16 protein-coding genes are annotated in these 22,629 nt (G+C 59.3%); 11 read left to right on the top strand and 5 right to left on the bottom strand.

The annotated features are described in order from the left end of the window. The first annotated feature begins 2 nt into the window (after positions 1–2). The 3 genes from BW11_RS08610 (at position 3) to BW11_RS08600 (ending at position 1,161) form a co-directional block, all read left to right on the top strand. Positions 3–242 (top strand): hypothetical protein, encoded by a 240-nt coding sequence (locus BW11_RS08610; protein WP_140445551.1) that lies wholly within the window; start codon positions 3–5, stop codon positions 240–242. A gap of 115 nt (positions 243–357) precedes the next feature. Next, positions 358–765 (top strand): transcriptional regulator, encoded by a 408-nt coding sequence (locus BW11_RS08605; RefSeq protein WP_140445552.1) that lies wholly within the window; start codon positions 358–360, stop codon positions 763–765. Between the two features lie 102 nt (positions 766–867). Then, complete coding sequence (locus BW11_RS08600; RefSeq protein ID WP_258184650.1) at positions 868–1,161, top strand: hypothetical protein; 294 nt, start codon at positions 868–870, stop codon at positions 1,159–1,161. Positions 1,162–1,176: 15 nt separating this feature from the next. Here BW11_RS08600 and BW11_RS08595 read toward each other — a convergent pair whose 3' ends face one another. From BW11_RS08595 to BW11_RS08585, 3 genes are all read right to left on the bottom strand, one after another. After that, a complete protein-coding gene (locus BW11_RS08595) occupies positions 1,177–2,313 on the bottom strand; it encodes a hypothetical protein (protein ID WP_140445553.1) in 1,137 nt (378 codons plus the stop codon). 295 nt (positions 2,314–2,608) lie between these two features. Further along, positions 2,609–3,370, bottom strand: coding sequence for a hypothetical protein (locus BW11_RS08590; RefSeq protein WP_140445811.1), 762 nt, complete (start codon positions 3,368–3,370; stop codon positions 2,609–2,611). Then, a complete protein-coding gene (locus BW11_RS08585) occupies positions 3,363–4,850 on the bottom strand; it encodes an AAA family ATPase (protein ID WP_140445812.1) in 1,488 nt (495 codons plus the stop codon). Before BW11_RS08585 ends, BW11_RS08590 begins: the two co-directional genes overlap by 8 nt. 349 nt (positions 4,851–5,199) lie before the next feature. Here BW11_RS08585 and BW11_RS08580 point away from each other — a divergent pair, with 349 nt between their 5' ends. Continuing rightward, positions 5,200–9,495: an LPXTG cell wall anchor domain-containing protein gene (locus BW11_RS08580; RefSeq protein ID WP_140445813.1), complete on the top strand. Its 4,296-nt coding sequence runs from the start codon at positions 5,200–5,202 to the stop codon at positions 9,493–9,495. Between the two features lie 167 nt (positions 9,496–9,662). Here BW11_RS08580 and BW11_RS08575 read toward each other — a convergent pair whose 3' ends face one another. After that, positions 9,663–11,144 carry a glycoside-pentoside-hexuronide (GPH):cation symporter gene (locus tag BW11_RS08575; protein ID WP_140445814.1) on the bottom strand — a complete coding sequence of 494 codons (1,482 nt, stop codon included), beginning with the start codon at positions 11,142–11,144 and terminating at the stop codon, positions 9,663–9,665. A 360-nt stretch (positions 11,145–11,504) separates the two neighbouring features. On the opposite strand from BW11_RS08575, the gene BW11_RS08570 reads away from it, so the two are divergent. Further along, complete coding sequence (locus BW11_RS08570) at positions 11,505–14,768, top strand: glycoside hydrolase family 2 TIM barrel-domain containing protein (protein ID WP_140445815.1); 3,264 nt, start codon at positions 11,505–11,507, stop codon at positions 14,766–14,768. 82 nt (positions 14,769–14,850) lie between these two features. Beyond that, positions 14,851–15,663: a glucosamine-6-phosphate deaminase gene (gene nagB, locus BW11_RS08565; RefSeq protein ID WP_140445816.1), complete on the top strand. Its 813-nt coding sequence runs from the start codon at positions 14,851–14,853 to the stop codon at positions 15,661–15,663. Between the two features lie 232 nt (positions 15,664–15,895). Here the strand turns inward: nagB and BW11_RS08560 are convergent, their stop codons facing one another. After that, a complete protein-coding gene (locus BW11_RS08560) occupies positions 15,896–16,897 on the bottom strand; it encodes a LacI family DNA-binding transcriptional regulator (RefSeq protein ID WP_140445817.1) in 1,002 nt (333 codons plus the stop codon). Positions 16,898–17,423: 526 nt separating this feature from the next. On the opposite strand from BW11_RS08560, the gene BW11_RS08555 reads away from it, so the two are divergent. The 5 genes from BW11_RS08555 to BW11_RS08535 form a co-directional block, all read left to right on the top strand. Further along, positions 17,424–17,630, top strand: a complete 207-nt coding sequence (locus BW11_RS08555) for a hypothetical protein (protein ID WP_010081572.1) — start codon at positions 17,424–17,426, stop codon at positions 17,628–17,630. 18 nt (positions 17,631–17,648) lie between these two features. Then, the gene (locus tag BW11_RS08550) at positions 17,649–18,494 is read left to right on the top strand and encodes a hypothetical protein (protein ID WP_140445818.1); all 846 of its coding nucleotides are present in this window, start codon (positions 17,649–17,651) and stop codon (positions 18,492–18,494) included. A 38-nt stretch (positions 18,495–18,532) separates the two neighbouring features. Further along, positions 18,533–18,913 carry a PrgI family protein gene (locus tag BW11_RS08545; RefSeq protein WP_140445819.1) on the top strand — a complete coding sequence of 127 codons (381 nt, stop codon included), beginning with the start codon at positions 18,533–18,535 and terminating at the stop codon, positions 18,911–18,913. Next, positions 18,906–21,302 (top strand): VirB4-like conjugal transfer ATPase, CD1110 family, encoded by a 2,397-nt coding sequence (locus tag BW11_RS08540; protein ID WP_140445820.1) that lies wholly within the window; start codon positions 18,906–18,908, stop codon positions 21,300–21,302. The genes BW11_RS08545 and BW11_RS08540 overlap by 8 nt, the downstream gene beginning before the upstream one ends. A gap of 524 nt (positions 21,303–21,826) precedes the next feature. Continuing rightward, positions 21,827–22,629 (top strand): transglycosylase SLT domain-containing protein (locus BW11_RS08535; RefSeq protein ID WP_258184681.1); only part of this gene is annotated, 803 nt, incomplete at its 3' end.

Genomic DNA, 22,629 nt, shown 5'->3' with positions numbered 1-22,629 from the left:
CCGTGCAAGGAAACTACCAGCCGCTGGCCCGGCCAGTGCCGTTCGACGACGTGCTGCGCCAGCAGAACAAGACACCCAAGACCACGGGCGAACCATTGGTCATGCTTTCGCTGCGCATACCCGTGTCGCTCAAGACCCGTCTCAAAACCACGGCCGCCGCACACGACCTTCCCATGCAGCAGCTCCTGCGCGACGCCATCGAACACGAGCTCGACCGTCTCGACGGCAACGACGAGACGTAATCCGTCCGGCAATCAAGCAATCCAACAAGCAAACAAGCCGACGACCAAGCATACAAGCAGTCAAACATGCAGACACGATTCCGTGAATACGCCATGTCTGCGGAAAGGAGCCACTATGGACTATTCGATGGAGGTCTCCGTGCTCGGCGACCGGATCAGCGTCGGCGAGGAGAGGCGCGTCATCACCCTCGGCGTGAACACCGGATTCCCGGCAGGCTCGACGGCGGGGCTGGCGTATACGATCTCGCCGTTGCAGGCCCGCGTGTTCGGCGCGCAGCTGCGCGCGGCCGCCGATGCCGCCGAAGGGCATCCGGGCATGCCGTCCGACGAGGAGGTGAACGCGGCGGCGAAGGTGTTCTGCGGCGGAGTGTGGAACGGGTTCGATCCCGCCAGCATGATGCCGACCGAACAGTTCGACCGGTTCTGGAACGACGGCGAAGGCCACCAGCTCTACCGGTCGATCGCACGCCATGCGCTCATCGCCGCCCGCATGTCCATCCTCGCCGGACAAACCGAAAGCTGACAGGCCAACAAGCCTGCATGCAGACAAGCAGACATGCAGACAATCCAGCAATCAAACAAGACATAAAGCAAGCAATCCAGCAATCAAGAATGGAGCGGGACCATGAACGACAACCACGACGAAACCGAAGAACCTTTCGACGGTGCGAGCGAGGATTCCACGATCGAGGACCGGATGAGCGCGCACATCGCGGCCATCGCCGCCAGTGGCGTCGCCGCCGAAGCCGAAGCCCTAGCCAACCGACAGGTCGACATGGCGGCCAAGGAACGCCGCGAAACCCGGCTTGCAATCCTCGCCGCCATCGCTATTATTGGCACTTTCGTTATCTGCGTCGTTAAAACGTTAAAAACTATGCACGACTCGGACGATAATCATTCTGATTTTATATTAAAATAAACCCAATTAGCTCAATTATTCCTCAGATTGCAATAAGTCAATAAGTTGACGAGTTAAACTAACGTTTTTCTTTAGTCTTGCGGTTCTTGTTTCAATAAACAAGAACCGCCTATTTTTTGACGATAAAGAAAAGTAGCAAGTATACAGCAATAAGATAAATATTAAAACGCAGCTTACATAAAACAAGTATTGATGAGATGTAAGAATAAAGATCATACTCAAATACATTGATGTAATAAAAGAGAAAACAAACAATGCAATACTATACAGTATTTTTAGTGGAAGGATTTCTTTTGTCGATCCTTCAAATATCCTTATTGAATCATAAAGAATGCTTCCCAGAACGTAAACTGACAACCAGTAAAAAACGACCAATGTAAAAGAGATCGCCAAATTGGCTAACGATAGCTTATACTGATGTACAGATGAGCAAATATAGACTAGAATAGCAAACGACAATCCGATGCCATTGAGAGTTCTATTCCATTTTTCTACGCTGCGAAACACATAGCGCTTTCTTTCGATATTGGCGACATTGTGTAGCTCTTTTTCTGCTTCGTGCAATCTTTTGGACAATTCCTTCAATTGAGCACGATAATTCACAGATATATCGCCTATGCCGTAAAGCATGGTAAAACAAAACAATAAGCCCAAAATAAGAAGAACGCCAAGCCCTTTCCCATACCGGAGAATCAGGCTAGCAGATGACAGGCCAAGAAAGCAGACGGAAAGATTGCTGAATCGCATGAGCGTTCTACTCATAGATCTGAATCTAAACATATGGGTTTTTGAAAGATTTTCAACTGCAATGCCCACGGAAAGACCTGCAACTATTGCCAATAGAGCAAGGATTATAGATAGGCCTGCATCTTCTGCAAAACAAGGAAAAGCTATTAGCATAGATTCTGTCTTGTTCCAAGAAGATTGTTTAGCCAATTCATTTAAAGATAATTCTTTACCATAATGAGCTATGGCTGAAATGGAGGATAATATTATTCCAGCAACTAGCCAGAAAAACTCATATCCAAACCATCGTAAAAATTCAGCATTTTCAACCTTATTGTCAGCATATATACTATCTAGGTCGATTCCCTGCTTACCAACTGAAATATGATATTCGGTATTGTGGCATAGCGGACTCTTATAAGGCATAGAGATATGTTTTCATGTATTTCCATATTGTAAATATCCTTGTATGCAATCATCTGCAGTTCATTGACAATGTCTTATCGACTGTGAATCAACATTCCATATAGTCTTCATTATCTACATCATGTCTGCATTCGTTGAAGCTAAAATAGATACGAAATACAACGTTATAGACGGTTTCTGTGTTATGTTACAAACAATCTAAGTGTATATATTCTCAACCAAAATTCGCATCTGCATCCGGACGGTCCTAGCATTGCTAATGCGACTCTAGGGCCATCCGGCTACGGATACCCTATTACAGTTCGCCTGCTAGGTATGGTTCCACGAATGCGAGGTTGCTGCCGCGTTCGAGTGAGTGGCAGTCCTGCATAGCGTATTGCCAGGATTCCTCCCAAGTGACCGGGTTGCCGTGTATGCGTCGCAGGGATTGGAGGGTCGTCGAGAACAGGTTTGGGTCCTGCGTGAAGCGATCGGCCAGTTTGATGGCACCGCTTTGCTTGTGTTGTGCGTTCAGGTTGTCAGTCCTGCCTCGGAACGCGTGTTCAAGGTTGCGGCTGACATAGAACAGACGGTATGGAATCACGGCGGTGCGACCGCCCTGCTTCTTCCTGAATCCGTCGAGTTTGAGCAGGGCGTCCACGCCGTTTCGCTTGGTCGTTCGATCTGCGATCAGGGCGTCGCGGTTTGTGGTGATGATGTCCGTCATCGAATAGTGGGTTCCATCCACTGACGGGTCCTCCCGCACTCGGTCGTCGGGCGTGAACGCCCCGTCGAGGTCGCAGATCTGGATGACATGGCCGAGCTGGCCCCATGTGCGGTCATGGTCCTTAAGATAATTCTCGACGAGTTCGCGCACGGTTTGCGAGGGTTTGTCCGCAGGGTAGAACCCGTTGCGCCGGTAGAACTCCTCGCGGTGATTCGGCGCGGTCAGCACGTCGCAATGAAATTCCTGACCTTGGAACAGGCGGTTCTCGATCAATGCTGAGAACGCCGGAACGAGCAGGCTGGCGTCGCTCGAGCCCTCCACGACCAGCAGGACGATCTTGCGTTTAGCCACGCTCCGCCTCCGTCCCGGCGGCATTGAGTGCGGCCAGATCGTCGTCGATGTCGTCGTCCTCGTCGGGGTGGCCGGCGGCGTAGAGGCTGTTGCCGAACATGCGCGGTATGGGCGGATCATAGATGTCCGGTCCGCTCCATCCGAGCTCGCTGGCCGTCAGGTACCGTCGGCGCTGGTTGTTCGTGGAGGACTTGCGAGGGATGGTCGCGAACCGGTTGTCGGGATCGGTCACCGTCGTGCGGATGCAGCTGTTCGGCAGCACCTCCAACGCCCGCAGGTTATGGGCGGTGAACACCAATTGCCCCGCGCACCCGTCCGCCAGCTGATACAGCATGTCGCCGAGCAGCAGCTCGAATACGCCGGAGTCGAACTCGTCCACGGCGACCAGCGCGTTCTCGTCGTTGTATGCATGTTTGAGGTAGCCGAGCAGAGCGGTGATTCGTATGATGCCCTCGCTCTCGCATCGGAAGGGTACCGTGACGTCGCCACGGCGGGAAAACAGCTCTGCGGTGACCCGATCCTCGCCGTCCTTGCCGGAGGGTGCGGTGCCGGTCTTCAGCAGGACGTGCAGGCCGGGCACGATGGTGGGCAGGATGCGGTCGAAGGACTCCACGGTCTGTCCGAGCCGTTTCGCCTGGCCGGGGGTCAGCGGATTGGGCTGCAGCAGGTCGAACGCGAACTCCGTGTTACGGCCAGCCGGGTTCTCCTCCATGATCGGGATGATCGCAAACGCGGCAAAGGAGCCACGACGGGTGGTGGATACGAAGATGTCGTTGGTCGCATAGCCGCACAGGGCCTCGCGCAGACGAACGAACTCACCGAAACGCTCGTTGATATACGTCAACGACCTGGAGGACACGCCGTTCGCCTCCCGTGCGCGGGCCACCGCCCAGTCGATCAGAAACTCGGCGTCCGGCCGATCATCGAGCGTGGCGCACCGGGAGAACAGGAACGAGCGCCCCTCCATGTACGCGCGATCCGCGGTGCGCGAGACCACGGTCTTCACCGAAGCGATCGCCTCGATGGAACGCCACACGTAGACCGGGGTCGACACGAACCCGTCCGCCTCGGAATCCTCCATGCGATGTCCCAGCACCTCGCGGCCCAGACGCGAGAGGTCGTCGCCGATGCGCACCGACTCGGCGACGACTCGCGCCCGCGTCGAATCCTGGTTCGCCTTGCGCATGGACACCCTGTACTCAAGATAGCTGGGCTTCTGCTTGTCCCCAATGAGGAACGTCGCCGTCACGGTCGCCGTACCGGCGCTGGCGCTGACGACATCACCGGCGGTGTCCGGCAGCATATTCCCGGACAGCAGCGCGCGCAGTATCCCGATCGCATCGATGACTGTGGTCTTGCCCGACCCGTTCTGCCCGTAAATGCCCGTGACGCTGCCACCGGCGGGCAGATCATCGAAATCCAGGACGCCATGCGATATGTTCCTCATGTCGTCCAGAACAAGTCTTTTCAAGCGAATCATCGCATTGCCATTCTCTAAAACTCATAATAGTCAATTATTAATTGAAATACATGACTATCATACAATGTGACCCGTATGTATACCGCCGCGTTTCGCAATCAGATCATAACCAGAGCGACGCAACAGCCCCGATCCACGATGAGATGGTTCGATCGAGGCAACGTCTGTCCGCCGCGGAGGAACCCGACGTGGGGTGATGCTGGTGATGCGTTCGGGGTCCGGCGGTCTGCCGTCAGGCTTGCGGGCGTGCTTTTCTTCCAGGGACCCGGGAGGAGGCGGGTTCTGGAGTCCCCGTCTCCGCCCTTTCCCGGAGAAAAGCGCTTCTGTCGCATGAGGGAAAGGATCCCGTATGAGGTTCGGGAGGAAAAGCATCAGCGTGATGGCGTCGATCACCGCCATCGCTGCGCTACTGGCATGCCTGGTTCCGGTCGCGTTGGCCGATAACGGCGGTGGCGGTTCCGGAGAGGACGGCGGCGGTTCGGGTGGGGGCCCGACGCAGACGGCCGATGCGCATTGGATCTACAAGGATTCATGGCCGGCCACGTTGGATGGTATGAAGACAGCGCTGAGCGACGCGAAGGTGCGTCTGTCGTCCGATCTGACGAACGGGCAGAACCAGTTCGTGAACATGAACAAGACTTTGAGCGACGCGATCGATGAGTGCCAGCGTTCCTATACGGGTGACGGGAACGCGGACTGCCGTCTGGTGGCGGTGGGCTACGTGCGTCTGGCGGATGGTTCGTTCAATGGCAGCTACGTGAGCTCGAACGCGAAGAGCCGTTGGGAGGCGCAGTGGAAGGCCGAGGCGAAGGGAGACTACACGTATCAGGGTCAGAAGTATTCGACCTCGACGACATGGAAGGACAAGCTTGGCACGCGCAGCGTTGACTCGCTGGCGCAGGAGTCGATCAATTCCAACCCGAACGCGTCGTTCCGTGTGATCGTGCTGGCGCAGAACCAGCCGCCGGTCGATTACAAGCTGAACGTGACCACCAGCCATAAGCAGAAGACGGACATGCGGGTCGGCTCCACTGATCCGATCGGAGACGTCATCCATGCTGACAATGGCGGCTCCGCGATCAAGGAGACGCTGAACGGCACCGCGATCATCCACTACGAGAACGGCCCGTACCTGCCTGCGAAAAGCGTGAGCAGGCCGATCAGTTTCTCCAGCAGTGGAGACACCCAACTCGACGATCTCGCTTCGCCGAAGGATTTCGGCATGAAATACTGGGCCGAGGGCTCGTACTGGATCGACATCCAGGTGCCCAAGCAGGGGCGCATGCAGACTGCCGTGGACACCGCGGATCGCGATCCGTCCGAATCCTGGAAAGTGAGCTCGGTGCCGCCCGAGCCCCCGGTCAAGAAGATCGAGGACGGCGTGAGTGCCGACCGGATGACGAACCGCACCACGATCGCGTACGGCACCGGCCGCGGCGGCTACGAGATGCGTTTCCGCGACGTGATCGAGCCCAGCGGTGTCGAATACTCCGTAAGCAACTACAGGCTCATCGACAGGACCGACAGCAACCGAGACGTTTCCGGCGAGTTCGAGATCAATTGGGACAAGGCATCGAACACGGTGTCGGCCGTTCGCTCGGCGGACAAGGGCGAGATGCCCATGGATCATGTGTACGAGTTCAGCTTCGACGTGACCGTGTCGAAGCCTTCCGACTTCCAGCAGGTCAAGGACCATGCGTGGGGCAAGTGGAACCAGGAGCCCGAAGCCGATGCCGGAACCAAACAGTTCGATACATGGCGGCCGAATCCCGACAAAAGCTGGATTCGTCTGAACACGAAGGGCCAGTGGGAGGCTGTCATCGACCCGAAGGAGACCAACCAGACCGGCGTCGACAATATGACGCTTCTGGACGGCGACCGGGTCGCGTCGGTGGTCAACGGCACCATCGCCAAGAACTTCATCCAGGTTCCGGAAACCCTGACGCTCACGGACGACTGGTCGGCCGCCGACTACCTGTTCGATGCCGATGACAAGTCGAAGATCAAGGTGTACGAGGCCGATGCCGGCACCGACCGCGAGTCCAGCGTCACGGACATCGCCAATCACGGCAGGGACGTCACCGACCAGTGGACGATCACGATGGAAGGCACCATGGTGACCGCCACCGCCGGCCAGGCCTACCGCGAGGGATTGAAGGGGCTGAAGACCGCGAAGCAGGTCACGCTGCTCATCCCCGGCAAGGCGGCGTACGCCGATGGCAAGGGTGCAGGCCAGGTGCGCGACGACTTCGGCAAGAAGGCAAGTGACGAACTGTCGTTCTGCACCGCGCCGGATGGCAAGTCACTGACGAACAAGGGCTCCCAGACCGTCAACACGCACACCATCCCCACGAACGAGCCGAAGATCTGCGGCTACGTGCCGCCCGTCGTCAAGGACGTGGTTGGCGAATCCTCTCAGGGAGGCGACCAGGCGTCCGTGGACGGCAAGGTCGTCTACCCGGGCCAGCGCGTGGAATACCGTCTGGAGACCCAGCCCCATCTGCCCGGCAATCTCGTGTATTCGGTCAGTGAGGTGGCGGTTACCGACACCTATGACGAGCGTCTTGAAGTGGACAAACAGACCCTGGAGGTCACCGATCTGTCCACCGGCAAGTTCATTCCGAAAACCGAGTACGAGACCCAATGGAACGACAAGCAGCACGCGGTGCGTCTCGTGTTCTCCGACGGGTACGTGAAGACCAACTGGCGCAACGGAGCGAACCCGCGCATCATCGTCCGCTTCGAGGGCACGGTCGCCAAGGATGCGCCCACGGACACCAAAATCGGCAACCAGTGGGCATTGACGCTGAATAACATGATCACTCCGAGCAACAAGGTGTGGAACGAACCGCCTGACTTCACGCCGGTGAAGAAGGATACTCAGGCAGATCCGTCCATCAGCATCGACGGCAAGACCGCACTCCTGGGCGACCGGATCTACTACCGCGTGACCATCGACGCCAAGCAGACCAACCAGGCCTACAAGGTCTGGAGACTCGGCATGACCGATGACTGGGACGACGAATACCTCTCCCTCGACGCCAAACGCATCGAGGTCACCGACGTCAGCACCGGTAAGGACGTGACCGCGAAGTTCAACATCGCGGCGATCGACGGCATCGCCTACGTGTACGCCAAGACCGTGGACACGAAGGTGCCGGCCACCGGCGAGACCATCAAGGGCGACCCCCAACCCAAGAACCTCAAGGAGTACGCCGAAAAGAAGACCCATGACCCGTTGAAGGAGCCGGCCATCGACCAGTCGATGCTGGGCACGAGCTACGAGGTGAGCCTGCCGATGACCGTCATCAAGGTCACCGACGGATACACCGTGAAAAACAAGGCCACGCAGATCGTCAACGACACCCGCAAGGACACCAACGAGGTAGCCAACCCCCTCAAACCCATCAACCCGTCCAAGGACGTGGTCGTGAAGGTGGACGGCGAATCCATTGACAAGCAGAGCGTGTACCTCAACAACCTGTTCCTCTACCGTCTCGACAGCTCCGTGCTGCCCGCCCACCGCGCCTACCAGAAGGTCACCGACTGGAGCATCACCGACCCGCTCGACACCGAGCATGACCAGTACACCGGCCAATGGGCCGTGTACGCCATGCGCGACCTGACCGATCGAGACAAGGTGATCGCCCGCAAGGGCGTGAAGATCGCCGGAAGCGGATTCGACTCTGGCGCGTACGGCGGCGAACTGTTCACCCTCGTTCAGGACGACAAGGGCGTGGTCACCGTCGCCGCGACCCAGCGCATGCTCGACCTCGTCAGCGGTAACGACGAAAGCGAGCAGGCGTGGACTGCGTTCATCCAATGCAAGCGCATCAAGACCGGCGAACACATCGCCAACCGTTTTGATGAAACCCTCAACGGCACCAAACGTCCATCCAACCAGGTCGAGACGCACACGCCCGACATGACCCCGAGCCTGAAGATCGAGAAATGGGACGAGGCCTCCGGCTGGCCGGCCGGCGACCGCGACCAGGTCAAGGACGCGCTGGCCATGCAGGGCGATACGCGCATCGTGTTCACCATCACCAACACCAGCACCATCGACCCCGACACCAAGCAGGGCGCATGGTACCGCATCAAGGACCTGGATCTCAAGGACCAATTGGTCGCCGGCGACGGTCAGGTGACCGATCTTGAATATCCCGCAGATTGGGACAGTCACATCCTGAAGCCGGGCGAAAGCGTAGCTGTTAAGGGCGTCCTCAAGGGAGTGACCGACCACCACACTGACCGTGCTACGGTCACTGGCACGCCACTTATCGAATGCGTCGTCTCCGACCCGAATCCATTCGACGGCAAAGATGAGACCGACACGCCCGATAACGCGGACACGATCGACGGCCGGCTGCTTTGCCCCGACACCGAGGTGGTCAGCAACACCGACGATTGGAACGGATACAGGACCGGACTCGCCCACACCGGCGCCGCCATCCAAGGTCTGATTGCCGTGGCGATCATCCTGCTCGCCATCGGTGTGGGGCTAGTCGCCGCCCGCAGGTTCAGGCACGGTAACAACGTTGGCGGTCGCCACTCCGGTGTGATGCAGTCTACAGACTCCGCGGATAACGATGCGGATACCTCCAAAATCGTGGAGAAAGATTCCGACGAACCGTCCATAGTCTGACCCGGGCGGCGGGACTCGTTCCCCGCCGCGATAATTCTTCCGGCCGGATGACAAGCCGGCCGGAAGCCCGCCGGTTCTCTTCCTTCTTCTCTCTCCGGCAGGCATGGCAACGGCCCGACGACAACGATTTCTACCGTCTTCGTCGGGCCGCTCTTTTACCGTTTTAGCTATTGCTCGTCGGTTTCCTCGTGGCTGAGTTGTTGTTCGAGTTGTGTGACGATCTGCTCGTGCATGTTCTCGTCGATTTTGACGGTGAGGAGGTATACGACGAGGCTCAATATGATGCCGCCCAGTGGCAGGTAGTAGGCGCAGGTCTTGAAGGTGCGGATGTTGGCGGCGGTCATGTCGGCGGCGGTGGCGTCGCCCACCATGCCGGCGGCGACGGCCACGAACCCGACGATGCCGTTCGAGAGGGCGCCGGCGATCTTGTCGAGCATGGGCCGCACGGACAGGGTCACGGCCTCGTTGCGCCGGCCGGTCTTCAGCTGCCCGTATTCGATGGAGTCGGTCATGCCCAGGATCGCGGTCATCTGGATGGTCTGCGCGGGAAGATAGAAAAGCACGAGCGCGACGATGACCGTGGGCAGGTTCATGGGGTTGATGATGAACAGCGTGTAGCCGGCGATCATGAACGCCATGCCGGCCACGTACAGCCAGCGGCGCGGGATGCGGCGGTTGAGCACCGGGTAGAGGGGCGTGGTGACCAGTCCCGTGACGATCGGGATGACGCCGGCGATGGAGAAGCTGTCGGGGGCGCCGAGCACGTATTTGAACTGGTAGAACAGCACGCCGGTGGTGGCCACGTTCGCCACCGAGTACAGGAGATAGCTCAAGGCGACCCAGAGCAATTGGTCGTTCTGGGCGATGGCCTTGAACGCCTGGATGGGGTTGCCGCCCTCGCGGGCCTTGGCGCGCAGCTGGTCCTGGTTCTCGCGGGTGCCGAACGCGACGCTCCACGCGGTGATCAGGCCGAGCACGGCGATGATGATCGCGAACGCGGCCCAGCCGGACCGGCCCTGCGCCCACTGGCCGGTGAACTTCCAGGTGAACCAGCTGACGATGGGCACGACGATCACGGTGACGCCGTTGTAGCCGATCGATCCGGTGAACGTGCCCAGCGCGGTGTACACGCCGCGTTCGTGCGAGTCGGTGGAGATCGCGGGGATCATGCCCCAGTAGGAGATGTCGCGCAGCGAGTAGATCACGTCCAGGAGGATGAACACGACGACGAACAGGACCATGAACACGCCCGTGTTCACGTCCACCAGGCCGAACAGTCCGGTGAACACCATCACCAGGAGGATGCCCGGCACGATGCCGCCGATGAACTGCCACGGGCGGAACCGGCCCCACCTGGTGTCCGTGTTGTCCACGAGATTGCCCAGCAGCGGGTCGAGGAAGATCTCCGCGATGCGGATCACCACCACCAGACCCGTGATGATCGCGATCATGCGCGCCGCCAACGCCTTGTCCACGTTCACGAACAACGCCGTCGTCACGAACGTGATGAAGAACGTGCTCATCGTGTTATAGAACGCCGCCTGACCCAGATTACCCACCGCATACGCCACACGACGAGCCATACTCCTCGTAGACGTGGCCCGCGGCTGTTCGGGCGTCGTTATGCGCTGTGTTGTGGATCCGTTCATGGTGTGGTGGCCTCCTTGCGACCTGAATCTTTCCTGACGGGAACCGCTCCGATCCCGCACCACGCAAGTATAGAACTTTCTTGAAGAAGTAAACAGCTTTACCGCGTGTCGCAAGTAATACCAATATGCCGTATCCATTGCCTTGCTGCGACCTGCAAGCGACGGATGTCATCGGAGGCCATCTGATTGTTGTAAATACCACACTTTTCAGGTCTTTGCAATTCGATTGAAACAAACGCAAGGAGTTGCATAAATCAGTAAATATATTTATCATCGTTGCGCAAGGAACCATACTTGAAGGTTCCCGTACTGCAGCGGCAGCGACGCGCTGCGATCATCCGATGCGAAAGCGAGGACATCATGAACACAACCGACGATCAGCTGAAGAGCGGAGATCCGATCGTCTCACCATCCATGCCGACGACGGCATGGCTCACCAACCCGCGCGTGTACGCGGTCCACCGGTCCGACGCCCATTCCGACCACGCGTGTTGGTCACACGCTCCCGCAAGTGGTGAGAGCTCGGATCTCAGACAAAGTCTTGACGGCGAATGGCGGGTTCGCGTCGAAGCAGCTCCGGCAGGCTGTTTCCCCGATGGGACGAGCGACGGGCCGGATTGGATCAGCGACGTGTCGCCGCTGTTCGTGGCACCTGGTTTTGACGATTCGTCGTTCTCCCGCATACAGGTGCCCTCGCATCTGGAGATGGCGGGATTGCTTCCACCGCGGTATGTGAATGTGCAGTATCCGTGGGATGGTCATGAGGATCTTGAGGCTCCGGCGGTTCCGGCGGATAATCATGTGGCGTTGTATCGTCGCGCGTTTCGTCCGGAGGGCGAGGTGGCGCGGGCGGTCGCGGATGGCCGGCGGGTGACGCTCACCTTCCATGGGGCGGCGACCGCGGTCTATGTGTGGCTGAACGGCGTGTTCGTCGGCTATGGGGAGGATTCGTTCACGCCCAGCGAGTTCGACGTCACGGCCGCTCTCCGCCCGGGCTCGAACGTGCTGGCGGTCGCCTGCTACGAGTTTTCGAGCGCGAGCTGGCTGGAGGACCAGGACTTCTGGCGGCTGCACGGCCTGTTCCGCTCGGTCGAGCTCACCGCCCGGCCGGCCGCGCACGTCGCGGACCTCAAGACGCTTGCGGACTGGGATCCGGACGCAAAACAGGGCCTGCTCACGGTGGACGCCACGATCGAGGGCGCGGCCCATGCGACGGTCGCGGACGTCACGCTCACGGACATGGACGGCCATACGGTCGTCTGGCAGACCGCCACGCCCCTCGTCGCAGGCACGTCAATAGCTGACAGGTCAATCACCGACACGCCGACCACGAACAAGTCAACCACGAACACGTCAACCGGCACGGCATCCACTGGCGCCGGCACGGTTCACGCCGAGGCGACGCTCGAGGGCGTGGACCCGTGGAGCGCGGAGACGCCGAACCTGTACACGCTGACCGTCACCCTGTACGATACGGACGGCAAAGTCCTGGAGGCCGCCCAGACCAGCCTCGGCTTCCGCCGCATCGGCATCGAGGACGGCGTATTGAAGATCAACGGCAGACGGCTGATCCTGCGCGGCGTGAACCGGCACGAGTTCGACTGCCGGCGCGGGCGCGCGGTCACCGAGGAGGACATGCTGTGGGACGTGCGCTTCATGAAGCGGCACAACATCAACGCGGTGCGCACCAGCCACTACCCGAACCAGTCCTGCTGGTACGACCTGTGCGACGAATACGGCATCTACCTGATCGACGAGACGAACCTCGAGACCCACGGCAGCTGGAACAGCCCCGGCGACATCCCGGTCGGCACGTCCATCCCCGGCGACGACCCCGACTGGGCGCCAGCCTGCCTCGACCGGCTTGACAGCATGATCAAGCGCGACCGCAACCATCCCAGCGTGATCATCTGGTCATTGGGCAACGAATCCTACGCCGGCGAGGTCCTCAAAACCATGAGCGAACACGCGCACGCCATCGACCCGACCCGGCCGGTCCACTACGAGGGCGTCACCTGGAGGCGCGAGTACGAGGCGATCAGCGACTTCGAAAGCCGCATGTACGCCAAACCCCATGAGATCCGCGACTGGCTCGAACACCAGAACGGCAAGGGAGGCAAGCCCCGGAAGCCGTTCATGAGCTGCGAGTACATGCACGCGATGGGCAACTCGTGCGGCGGGCTCGACGAGTTCACCGACCTGGAATCCCATGAATGCTATGCGGGCGGGTTCATCTGGGACTACATCGACCAGGCCCTCGTCCAACGCCTGCCCGACGGCACGGAACGCCTCTCGATCGGCGGCGACTGGGGCGACCGGCCCACCGACTACGAGTTCGCCGGCAACGGCATCGTGTTCGCCGACCGCACCCCCAGCCCCAAGGCCCAGGAGGTCAAACAGCTGTACTCGCCGATCCGGCTCACCCCCGACGGACACGGCGTGACCATCGAGAACCGCAACCAATTCACCGGCACCGACGACTACCTGTTCACCGCCAGACTCCTCCTGGACGGCCGCGAAATCTGGCATTGCGACTACCAATTCGACGTACCCGCCGGCCAGACCACACGCCACGACATCGACTACCCCGACGTCCACCCCGACGGAACGACGCGCGAAGCCGTCTACCAGGTCGAACTGCGCCTCGCCCACGCTACCAGCTGGGCGCCCGCCGGCTATGAGCTCGCATTCGGCCAGCTCACCGGCACCATCAACCCCGAAGATGACACCGCCGAGACCGGACACGACGCCAACCGGGCTACAGCCACGGTCACGCTCGGCCGCTGGAACGCCGGCATCCGCCGCGACAATGAGGAGATCCTCCTGTCACGCACACAGGGCGGCATCGTCTCCTGGAAGCGCGACGGCCGGGAGATGGTCATCCGCCGCCCCGACATCGTCACCTTCCGCCCGCTGACCGACAACGACCGAGGCAACCACTCCGGCTTCGACCGCGCCGCATGGTACGCCGCCGGCCGCTACGCCGTAGTGAGCGAAACGAAAATCCATGAAAACGATGGCAGCCTCATAGCGGAATACCAATACGAACTCGCCGACCCGAATCACACACCCGTGTTTATCACTTACCATATCAACTCAGATATGCGTATGCGACTAACCGTCGAATACCCCGGTGACGCCACAAGCGAGGCCAGTCTACCTGCATTTGGCATCGAATGGGAACTTCCCGGCGAATACGACCGGCTGCGCTACTACGGGCCCGGCCCCGAGGAGACCTATAGCGATCGCAAGCGGGGCGGCAAGCTCGGCATCTGGAACACCACCGCGAAGACGAGTATGGCACCGTATCTCATGGTGCAGGAGACCGGCAGTCATGAGGACGTCCGCTGGCTTGAGGTCACTGACATTCAGGGACACGGCCTGCGCGTCACCCAACGCGCCGACCGACGCTTTACGGCCAGCCTGCTGCCATGGAACACCTACATGATTGAGGCAGCGCGACGCAATGAGGACCTCCCTGCGTCGCGCCACTCCTATTTACGTCTGTTGGCGGCCCAGATGGGCGTCGGCGGCGACGACTCATGGGGTGCGCCCGTCCACACGGCTTATCAACTTCCTGCTCGCAGACCATTTACCCTCGACATCAACCTCCAACTCATCTGACCGCAAGTGTGCGGTGGCATGCTCACGCTGCCGCACGCTTCAGTTCCGAACATATTCGTACATTCTTAGAAAGAGAGCAGATATGGCTGAAGTCATCATTGTCAGGAATCAGGAGGAGGCCGGCCAGATTTATGGTCGTGCGGTGGCTGATCTTATCAAGTCGAAGCCGGATGCGGTGTTGGGTTTGGCCACGGGTTCGAGCCCGTTGGCCGCCTACCGGGCGCTTGCGAGGATCGTGCGTGACGAGTCGATCGACGTGAGCCGTGTGCGTGGTTTCGCGTTGGATGAGTATCTGGGATTGCCGTTGGATCATCCGCAGTCGTATCATTCCACGATTCATCGCACGGTGGTCGAGCCGTTGGGCTTGGACCCGGAGAAGGTGCATGTGCCGGGCGATATCCTGGATGGCGCCCCGTTGGAGGATGGCGAGCGGATCGCGTTGGCTGGTCCTGCCTATGATCGTGCGATCGAGGCGGCTGGTGGCATTGATGTGCAGATTCTGGGCATCGGCACGGATGGTCATATCGGGTTCAACGAGCCGGGTTCGTCGTTGGCGTCGGGTACGCGTGTGAAGACGTTGGCGGAGCAGACGCGCATCGACAACGCGCGTTTCTTCGATGATGACATCAGCAAGGTGCCGACGCATTGCATCACGCAGGGCATCGGCACGGTGTTGAAGGCCCGTCATCTGGTGTTGCTGGCGTTCGGTTCGGGCAAGGCGGAGGCGATCGAGGAGACGGTGGAGGGCGGCGTGTCCGCGTTCTGCCCGGCGTCCGCATTGCAGCTGCATCCGCATGCGACGATCATCGTGGACGAGGAGGCGGCCTCGCGTCTGCGTCACAAGGACTACTACCGGTACGCGTACGCGCACAAGCCGGCCTGGCAGGGCATCTGATAACACCGAACAATTCGGGCTCCTTCTTTTCCCACAAGAGGGAGCCCGAACGCATGCAGGAAGAAAAGCATGACACTGAACGGAAGCGAGGTCAGCGTCCACCCCGGATACGCCACCGACCTCAACCTCTTCACCCCTACTGACTGGACTGCCTAGCGCGTTTGGCGCGCCAGCCGCCATGTGGAGTAAACGACTCTTGCAGACCAAAGCCGGGGGTTGCCAATCAGTCGTTTTATATCCGAGGAACGAAGCTTGCGCGCGGCACCAGCTCGGTCGTAAGCAGGATATGACGCCGCACCCGCCGCTCATGCTTCAACCCATCGATTAGGGTGAAGAACGCCATGCGGGCCAACTCCCCTTGATCGATCGCATACGAGCTCAGCGATGGTGATGTATATCGAGCAATCGACTGATTGTTCACACTTACCACGGCCAACTCGTCGGGAACCGCCACGCGCAGTGCGTTCAATGCTTGCAGTGCCCCCACCGCGAGCACATCGGCGGCCACGATCAGGCCATCAGGCATGCTGCCAGCCTTACGATGGTCAGTCACCAATCGCTCTGCGAGACGATAGCCGTTCTCCACGGTGAACGTGCCGGACGAATACACCAATCCTTCTGTTTCCAATCCCAGATGCGCGGCCCACTGGCGGAACGATAATTCGCGGATATCCTCCGGATAGTCATGCGTGCCCATGATGCTGCCCACGCCACCGAGAAACGCGATGCGACTACGTCCCGTCTCGATCATCGCGTCCAGGGCGTCCAGCATCGTCTGCGACAAATCAGGCCGTACGGAGTCGAACAGGTGCGGTGCTGGATTCGTGTCGATGCACACCCCATGTGGCAATACTCGGTGCAATGAATGCAACTCATCGGATGGAAACACTGTGGCCCCCACCGTCATGAACCCGTCGAATTCCGATGACCGCTCAACCAACTCATGTATGGAGTGAATGAACGTGGGACGATCCAATCCCATCGATTCCGCACATGCCGTAAGCACCTCACGCAAGTCGGCAAAATACGCGTCCTGCAATTCCTCCCCGGACGGCGGAGCATCCAGCACCGCAATCGCCGGACGGAACACATTACGGTACCCAAGTTCCTCACACACGCGAAACACGCGTCGTTTCGTCTCCTCCTTGATGGAGAACGACGGATCGTTCAGCAAGCGCGACACCGTGCTCTGCGACACCCCGGCACGTTCCGCAACTTCCTTGAGCGTGGCCATGACATCCTCCCCGGTGAATTTTAGTAAAGGGTTTTACTACAGCATAACCCGGGATTCGAAAAACCTCGGCATCTCCAGTGTTCGAAGTCACTGTTCGAAGTTGCCTGCGGTTGATAGACTGCGTATGTCCCGACTAGAGGGGCAATGCATAGGATGGCGAGTATATCTTAGTTGGCATACCCGCCATTCTGAAGATGCTCTCACTGCAGACTCTCCTCCGGGCTTTGCGAATTTGCAATATGCGCGGCAAGACGTCAGCTCCTCAGTACAGCTGCGCATATGCCGATGACGGTTCGGTAGCCGTCACACTCAGCTCTGATTCCGCCGAATGTGGCGCTATGAATCGAAGAGGCGAGCTTCCCCTGTCCTCTTCCTTTTCCGCCGCCACCCAAGATGGGAATAGTTCTATCCATAGGAGCAACGTGGCTCTTCTGTCCGCCGCTATCCTGTTGGTTTTCCCTGACGATGAGTGTCAATGGAGACCGTTTCCTGTCGGGCTCCTTGATTGTCATCAGAGGAGGCCGTCGTGGATTTGTTGAATCAGGTGTTGCAGTTGTTCGTCAGATTTGCCACCATCGGCGGCGGCCTGTGGCTGGTATGGGGCGCAGTCACGTTCGGCGGTGGACTGAAGGATCATAATGGTCCGCAGACGCAGTCTGGATTATGGCAGATCGTGGGCGGCGGTATGATCATCGCGGCCGCGCAGGTTTTCAACGCGGTGGCTTTGGGCTGAGCTGGTTCGGGGCCTGTCGTGGAGGATTTCATCGTGGCGATGCTCAACATGATCGGCGGCGGAGGGGCCGGTTCGATCACAGCTGGCCTATTGTCTCGAACGCCGGAGACATGGAATCCCGCTCTCTACCAGTTGGCGGTGAATGTTCACGGAGTCGCTGTCAAGCCCTTAACGTCGGTAGTGCTTGCGGTCATGTTCACATTGGAGCTGGCACGTAACTCGACGCGCATCGAGACGGACCGCGACCTGGGTGTGAAGATCGTGGCCGGCACCATGTTCAAAATCGCGCTGGTGTTCATCGCCGTGCAGAACGCCAGCCTATTCATTCGGATGTTCAATCAAGTCACGCAATTCCTCATGCAGGGCGTGTCCTCACAGATGTCTTATGAGGCGACGGGCGACGGCGGGCAGCTGGGCGATCTGATGCGCGACCAGATTCGCGATGCCGGGGTGATGGGTCAAGCGGCGTTGTTCTTTCTGCTGGTGATCCCGTGGCTGTTGTCCCAGTTGGCGTCGGTGGCGTTCACGGTGGTGCTGTATGTGCGGTTCATCGAATTGTATGCGCTGACAGCGTTTCAGTCGTTGCCGTTCGCGTTTCTGGTGCATGAGGACACCAAGCCGATTGGCGTGGGGTTCTTCAAGTCGTATGCGCGCACGTCGGTGAATGCGGTGTGCGTATTCATCTGTCTGGTGTTCTATCAGCGGATCGTGGTCGATGCCGTGAAGATCCCGGATTCGGCGGACAAGGGCATGGTGGCGTGGGTGACGGGCAACTTCGGCAATCTCATGATGGCAAGCCTTCTGCTGTTCTTCGTGATCGCTGTGAGTCAGCGTGTTAGCCGGGCCATAGCGGGCGGCGAATAGCCGTCTATCGAGATCGGGGCCGATGGAAAGGATATTTCATGCTGCAGATGCGCGCGTATAAGGAGATCGCCAATGTCGAGGCGAAGGTGATGTGGGGACTGAGCTGGCGCCAACTGGCGGCCGCCGCATGCATGCTTGTCCTGGGCGGAGGTGAGGCGGTGTTGTTCTGGTCGCTGGGGCTGTCCGATCTGGGGTCGTATCTGCTGTTTGTAGTGTGTCTGCCCTTCGCACTGTGGGGTTGGTGGCGTCCGAAGGGACTGAAGCCGGAACGGTATCTGGGATACATGCTGCGCCAGCGTTTCGGGCCGAAGGTCTACCTGCTTGAACCCTATGTTCCTGTGAGGCTTCCCGGCAAACCGTCGTTGAAAGAGAAGACCCGTAGACGGATCAAGGGAAGGAGTGTACGTCGTCATGTCTGACATCAGCGACAGCAAAGCGGTCAAAAGCAGCGGCAAACGGCATGGAAAGGCCGGGAACAAGCAATCCGGGAATCGTCGCTTGCCTCGCTCGTCGAAGGAGCTGCTTGGCTATGATTCGATGCTGCCCAATGGCATTGCATTCCTTGGCGGCGACCGGTGGAGTGTGTCGCTGCGGATCAGCGACATTAATTATCAGGTCGCGACACAGGATCAGAAGCTGGATGTCGTGGACCGGTGGGGACGTTTCCTGAACTCGGTCGGCGAGAACATGGGAGTCCAGATCACGGTCGCCACACGCATGCTGGATCCCGAGGAGGTGACGCGCAGCATCGCCATGCCGCTTCGGGGCGATGCGTTGGATGGATTGCGCGGGGACTTCAACCGCAATGTGCGTCGGCGTCTCGCCGGCCGTTCGCAGGGCGCGGTGACGGACAAGTATCTGACGCTGACGTTGCGTGAGCGGGATGGGGAACGTGCGATTACGCTGCTGAACCGTGCCGCGTTGCGTGCCACGGCGCAACTGCGGTCGGTGGGCGGATGCGTTGGTGTCCGATTGAACCGTCAGTCACGGCTGGCGGTATTGCATAGGATGTTGCGCCGTGACACGCGATTCATGTTTGACGAGGATGGATTCATGAGGTCGCATGGCGTGTCCACGAAGGATTACGTGGCACCGTTCGCCGTGGACATGTCGGACTGCCGTCGGCTCCGGCTGAGCTCGAGCACTACGGAGACGTGGCATCAGTGCCTCCTGATGCGGGATTACCCGGACTATCTGAGTGATCAACTGGTGTCGTCCATCACTGACATCAAAGCTGATATCACGGTAGGTATCCATCTGTCGCCGCGGGGCAAAGCCGATGGTCTGAAGCTCGTGAATCGGACGATCGCCGAGATGGATATGCAGGCGATCGACGAGCGGCGTAAGAACCGCAAGCAGCATCTGCCCGAAGACATGCTGCCTCATGAGCTGCAGGAATCCATGACCCAGGCGGGCGAGCTGCGCGATGATCTGGAGCATAACGGCGACTGTCTGGTGGATTCCCTCATGGTCGTGGATGTGTCGGCGGACAACCGCGAACAATTGGATCAAACGGTGCGCGACGTGATGGCCGCAGTCGACGGGCAGTCATGCGTAGCGGAGACCTTGGCCTACATACAGGTGGAGGGATTGAACGCCGCACTGCCGTTGGGTAATCCTCTGCCGCCGATGCGTCGTACGCTGACCACGTCGAGTGCGGCGATTCTGGTGCCGTTCACGTCGCAGGAGCTGTATGAGCCGGGTGGGGTGTTCCATGGGGCGAACGCGCGCACCGGCAATCCTGTGGTCATAGACCGCACGCAAGGCATGAACGGCAACGGATTCGTTTTAGGTACGACAGGTTCAGGCAAGAGCCAAGCGGCGAAGAACGAGATCACCCAGATCTATCTGACCCGTCCGAACGATGATCTGATTGTCATCGACCCGGAACGCGAATTCACGCCACTGTGTGACGGCCTTGGCGGTGAGCGAGTCGAGATCGGGGAATCGTCACACGCGCATATTAATGCATTGGACATCGAGTATGAGGATGATTCCGAAGGCGATCCGATACGGTCGAAATGCGCGAGCGTGCTGAACATGCTCGGCGTGCTGATCGGCGGACAGGACGGCATCGACCGCATGCAGCGCAGCCTGATCGACCGCACGGTTATCGACATGTACCGCGAGGTGAGGGAGAATCCCGAACTGGGCATGCCCACACTCGTCACCCTACACGATCGCCTCGCGGCTTTGAACGAGCCGGACGCCCGTGACGCGGCACGTGCATTGGAGATCTATGCGACTGGCAGTCTGAACGCCTTTGCCCATACCACCGATGTGAACACGTCCAGCCGGTTCCTGGTCTATGACGTTTCCGGTCTGGGAGCGGAGTTGCGCACGTTTGGCATGCTCGTCGTTCTGGATCAGATATGGAACCGGGTAGTCAGGAATCGTAGGCTCGGCCGACGCACTTGGCTGTGGGTGGACGAGTTCCACCTGCTGTTTTCGAACCGATATGCGGCCGAGTATTTCCTGCGTCTGTACAAACGTGCACGCAAATGGGGCTTGTGCCCCACGGGTATCACGCAGAACATCGAGGAATTATTGGCCAATCAGGACGCGCGTCTGATGCTCGCGAACAGTGACTTCCTGTTGCTGCTGAACCAGACCGCCACGGACGCCGACGCCCTCTGCGAACTATTGAAACTGTCCGATGAGCAGCGGACGTTCTTCACCGGAGTGCAGCCCGGTCAGGGCATGGCCAAGAGCGGCACCGCGTTCATACCGTTCGACGGACGTATCGATGCCGATAGTCTGCTCTACCGGTTGTATACCACGAAATTCGAGGATCGGAAGCCCGAATGAGACCCGTCACTTCCGACTCATTCCGCGCCACACGCAATCTCGTTCGGCCGAACGGCACGATTCATGGCTTGAAAGTCCGTCATGTCAATGGACTCTCCCATGGCCCAATGCTGGCCGGGCTGAAACAGCCGCGAACCGCCATCAGGAACAGTCAATCCGAAGCATCGCGCCCAATCGGCACAACAACCGTCAGCGCTTTGAACCGTAGTGTGAAGGCGACACGGTCCGTGCTTGAATCGCAATCGTCACAGACGGAGACCAGCGAGGACGACGACTTGTTATCACCAATGGTCCCCGCAAGCCGGATACGTAACGGCGTGACCGGCATTATTCGCACAAGAAATACCGCAAGAGGTTTAACGGCACTAGCCACGGCAGGAAGAACGGCTCCGGCTCGTGCCAAGCGTGTGAGGCGTTCCGGCAAGACCGTACAATCATGTATTCAGGGGGCCAAATCCGCGGCCAGAGCTTCGACGCAGGTTGTACGACAGGTCACGCAGGCGGTTTCTCGGACTATAACGGCGGTGAAGGCCGGTGTTGCAGTATCGGCATCAGCTGCGGTCAGCATTCCATTCCTATTGGGCGCGGCGGCGGTGCTGATAATCTTCAGCCTGCTGTTGTGGTTCATCCCCACCGTTGCCGTCGGAGATGACGGAGGTTGCGAGGCCAGTGTGATCGAGGTCCCGGATGAGGCGAAGCCATGGGTAAGCGAGGCGGCCCGATCGAGCGGATTGAGCGCTGATTTCATCGCGGCGATCATGAAGCAGGAATCCGGTTTCCGACCGGATGCGTATGCCGATGACAGCAACGGCGGAACATGGGGATTGTTGCAGATGAACAGGAGCGTATGGCGCGGCGTGCATCCCGAAGGCGCCGACCGGACGCCACCTGAAGGCATTACCGATCCCATGGTCCATGCCCATTACGGCGGCATGTACCTGAAAAACCGTCTGGAAGGCGTTAAACAACTTAAGGCCAAGCATCCGGGCATGCCGTTCGTCGAGCTTGACGACCTGACGGCTTTGGTCATCGCCCATAACGCCGGCGAAGGCAACCTGATGAAGTACCCGGATATTCCCAACATTACTAAACGGTATCTCGACAACGTGAAGCCGGCAATCGATGCGGGAGGCGGCTGCTCGGCCACGGCAGGACGAACCATCGGCAAGCTCACGCCTCCGTTGGTCATGCAGTCCGGCACGCTGAACGTGGATGTGGCGGCGACCGACACGCCTGTAGGCAAGATCACCACCTATGCGACCGGCCAATGCACATGGTGGGCGGCAGCCCGCCGACTGCAAATCGGCAAGCCAGTGGACGGATATAT

Origin of the sequence: Bifidobacterium sp. UTCIF-38 (assembly GCF_006454495.1) — a bacterium.
In the GTDB taxonomy this organism is placed as follows: domain Bacteria; phylum Actinomycetota; class Actinomycetes; order Actinomycetales; family Bifidobacteriaceae; genus Bifidobacterium; species Bifidobacterium callitrichos.
This window is presented reverse-complemented; position numbering and strand designations above follow the sequence as displayed.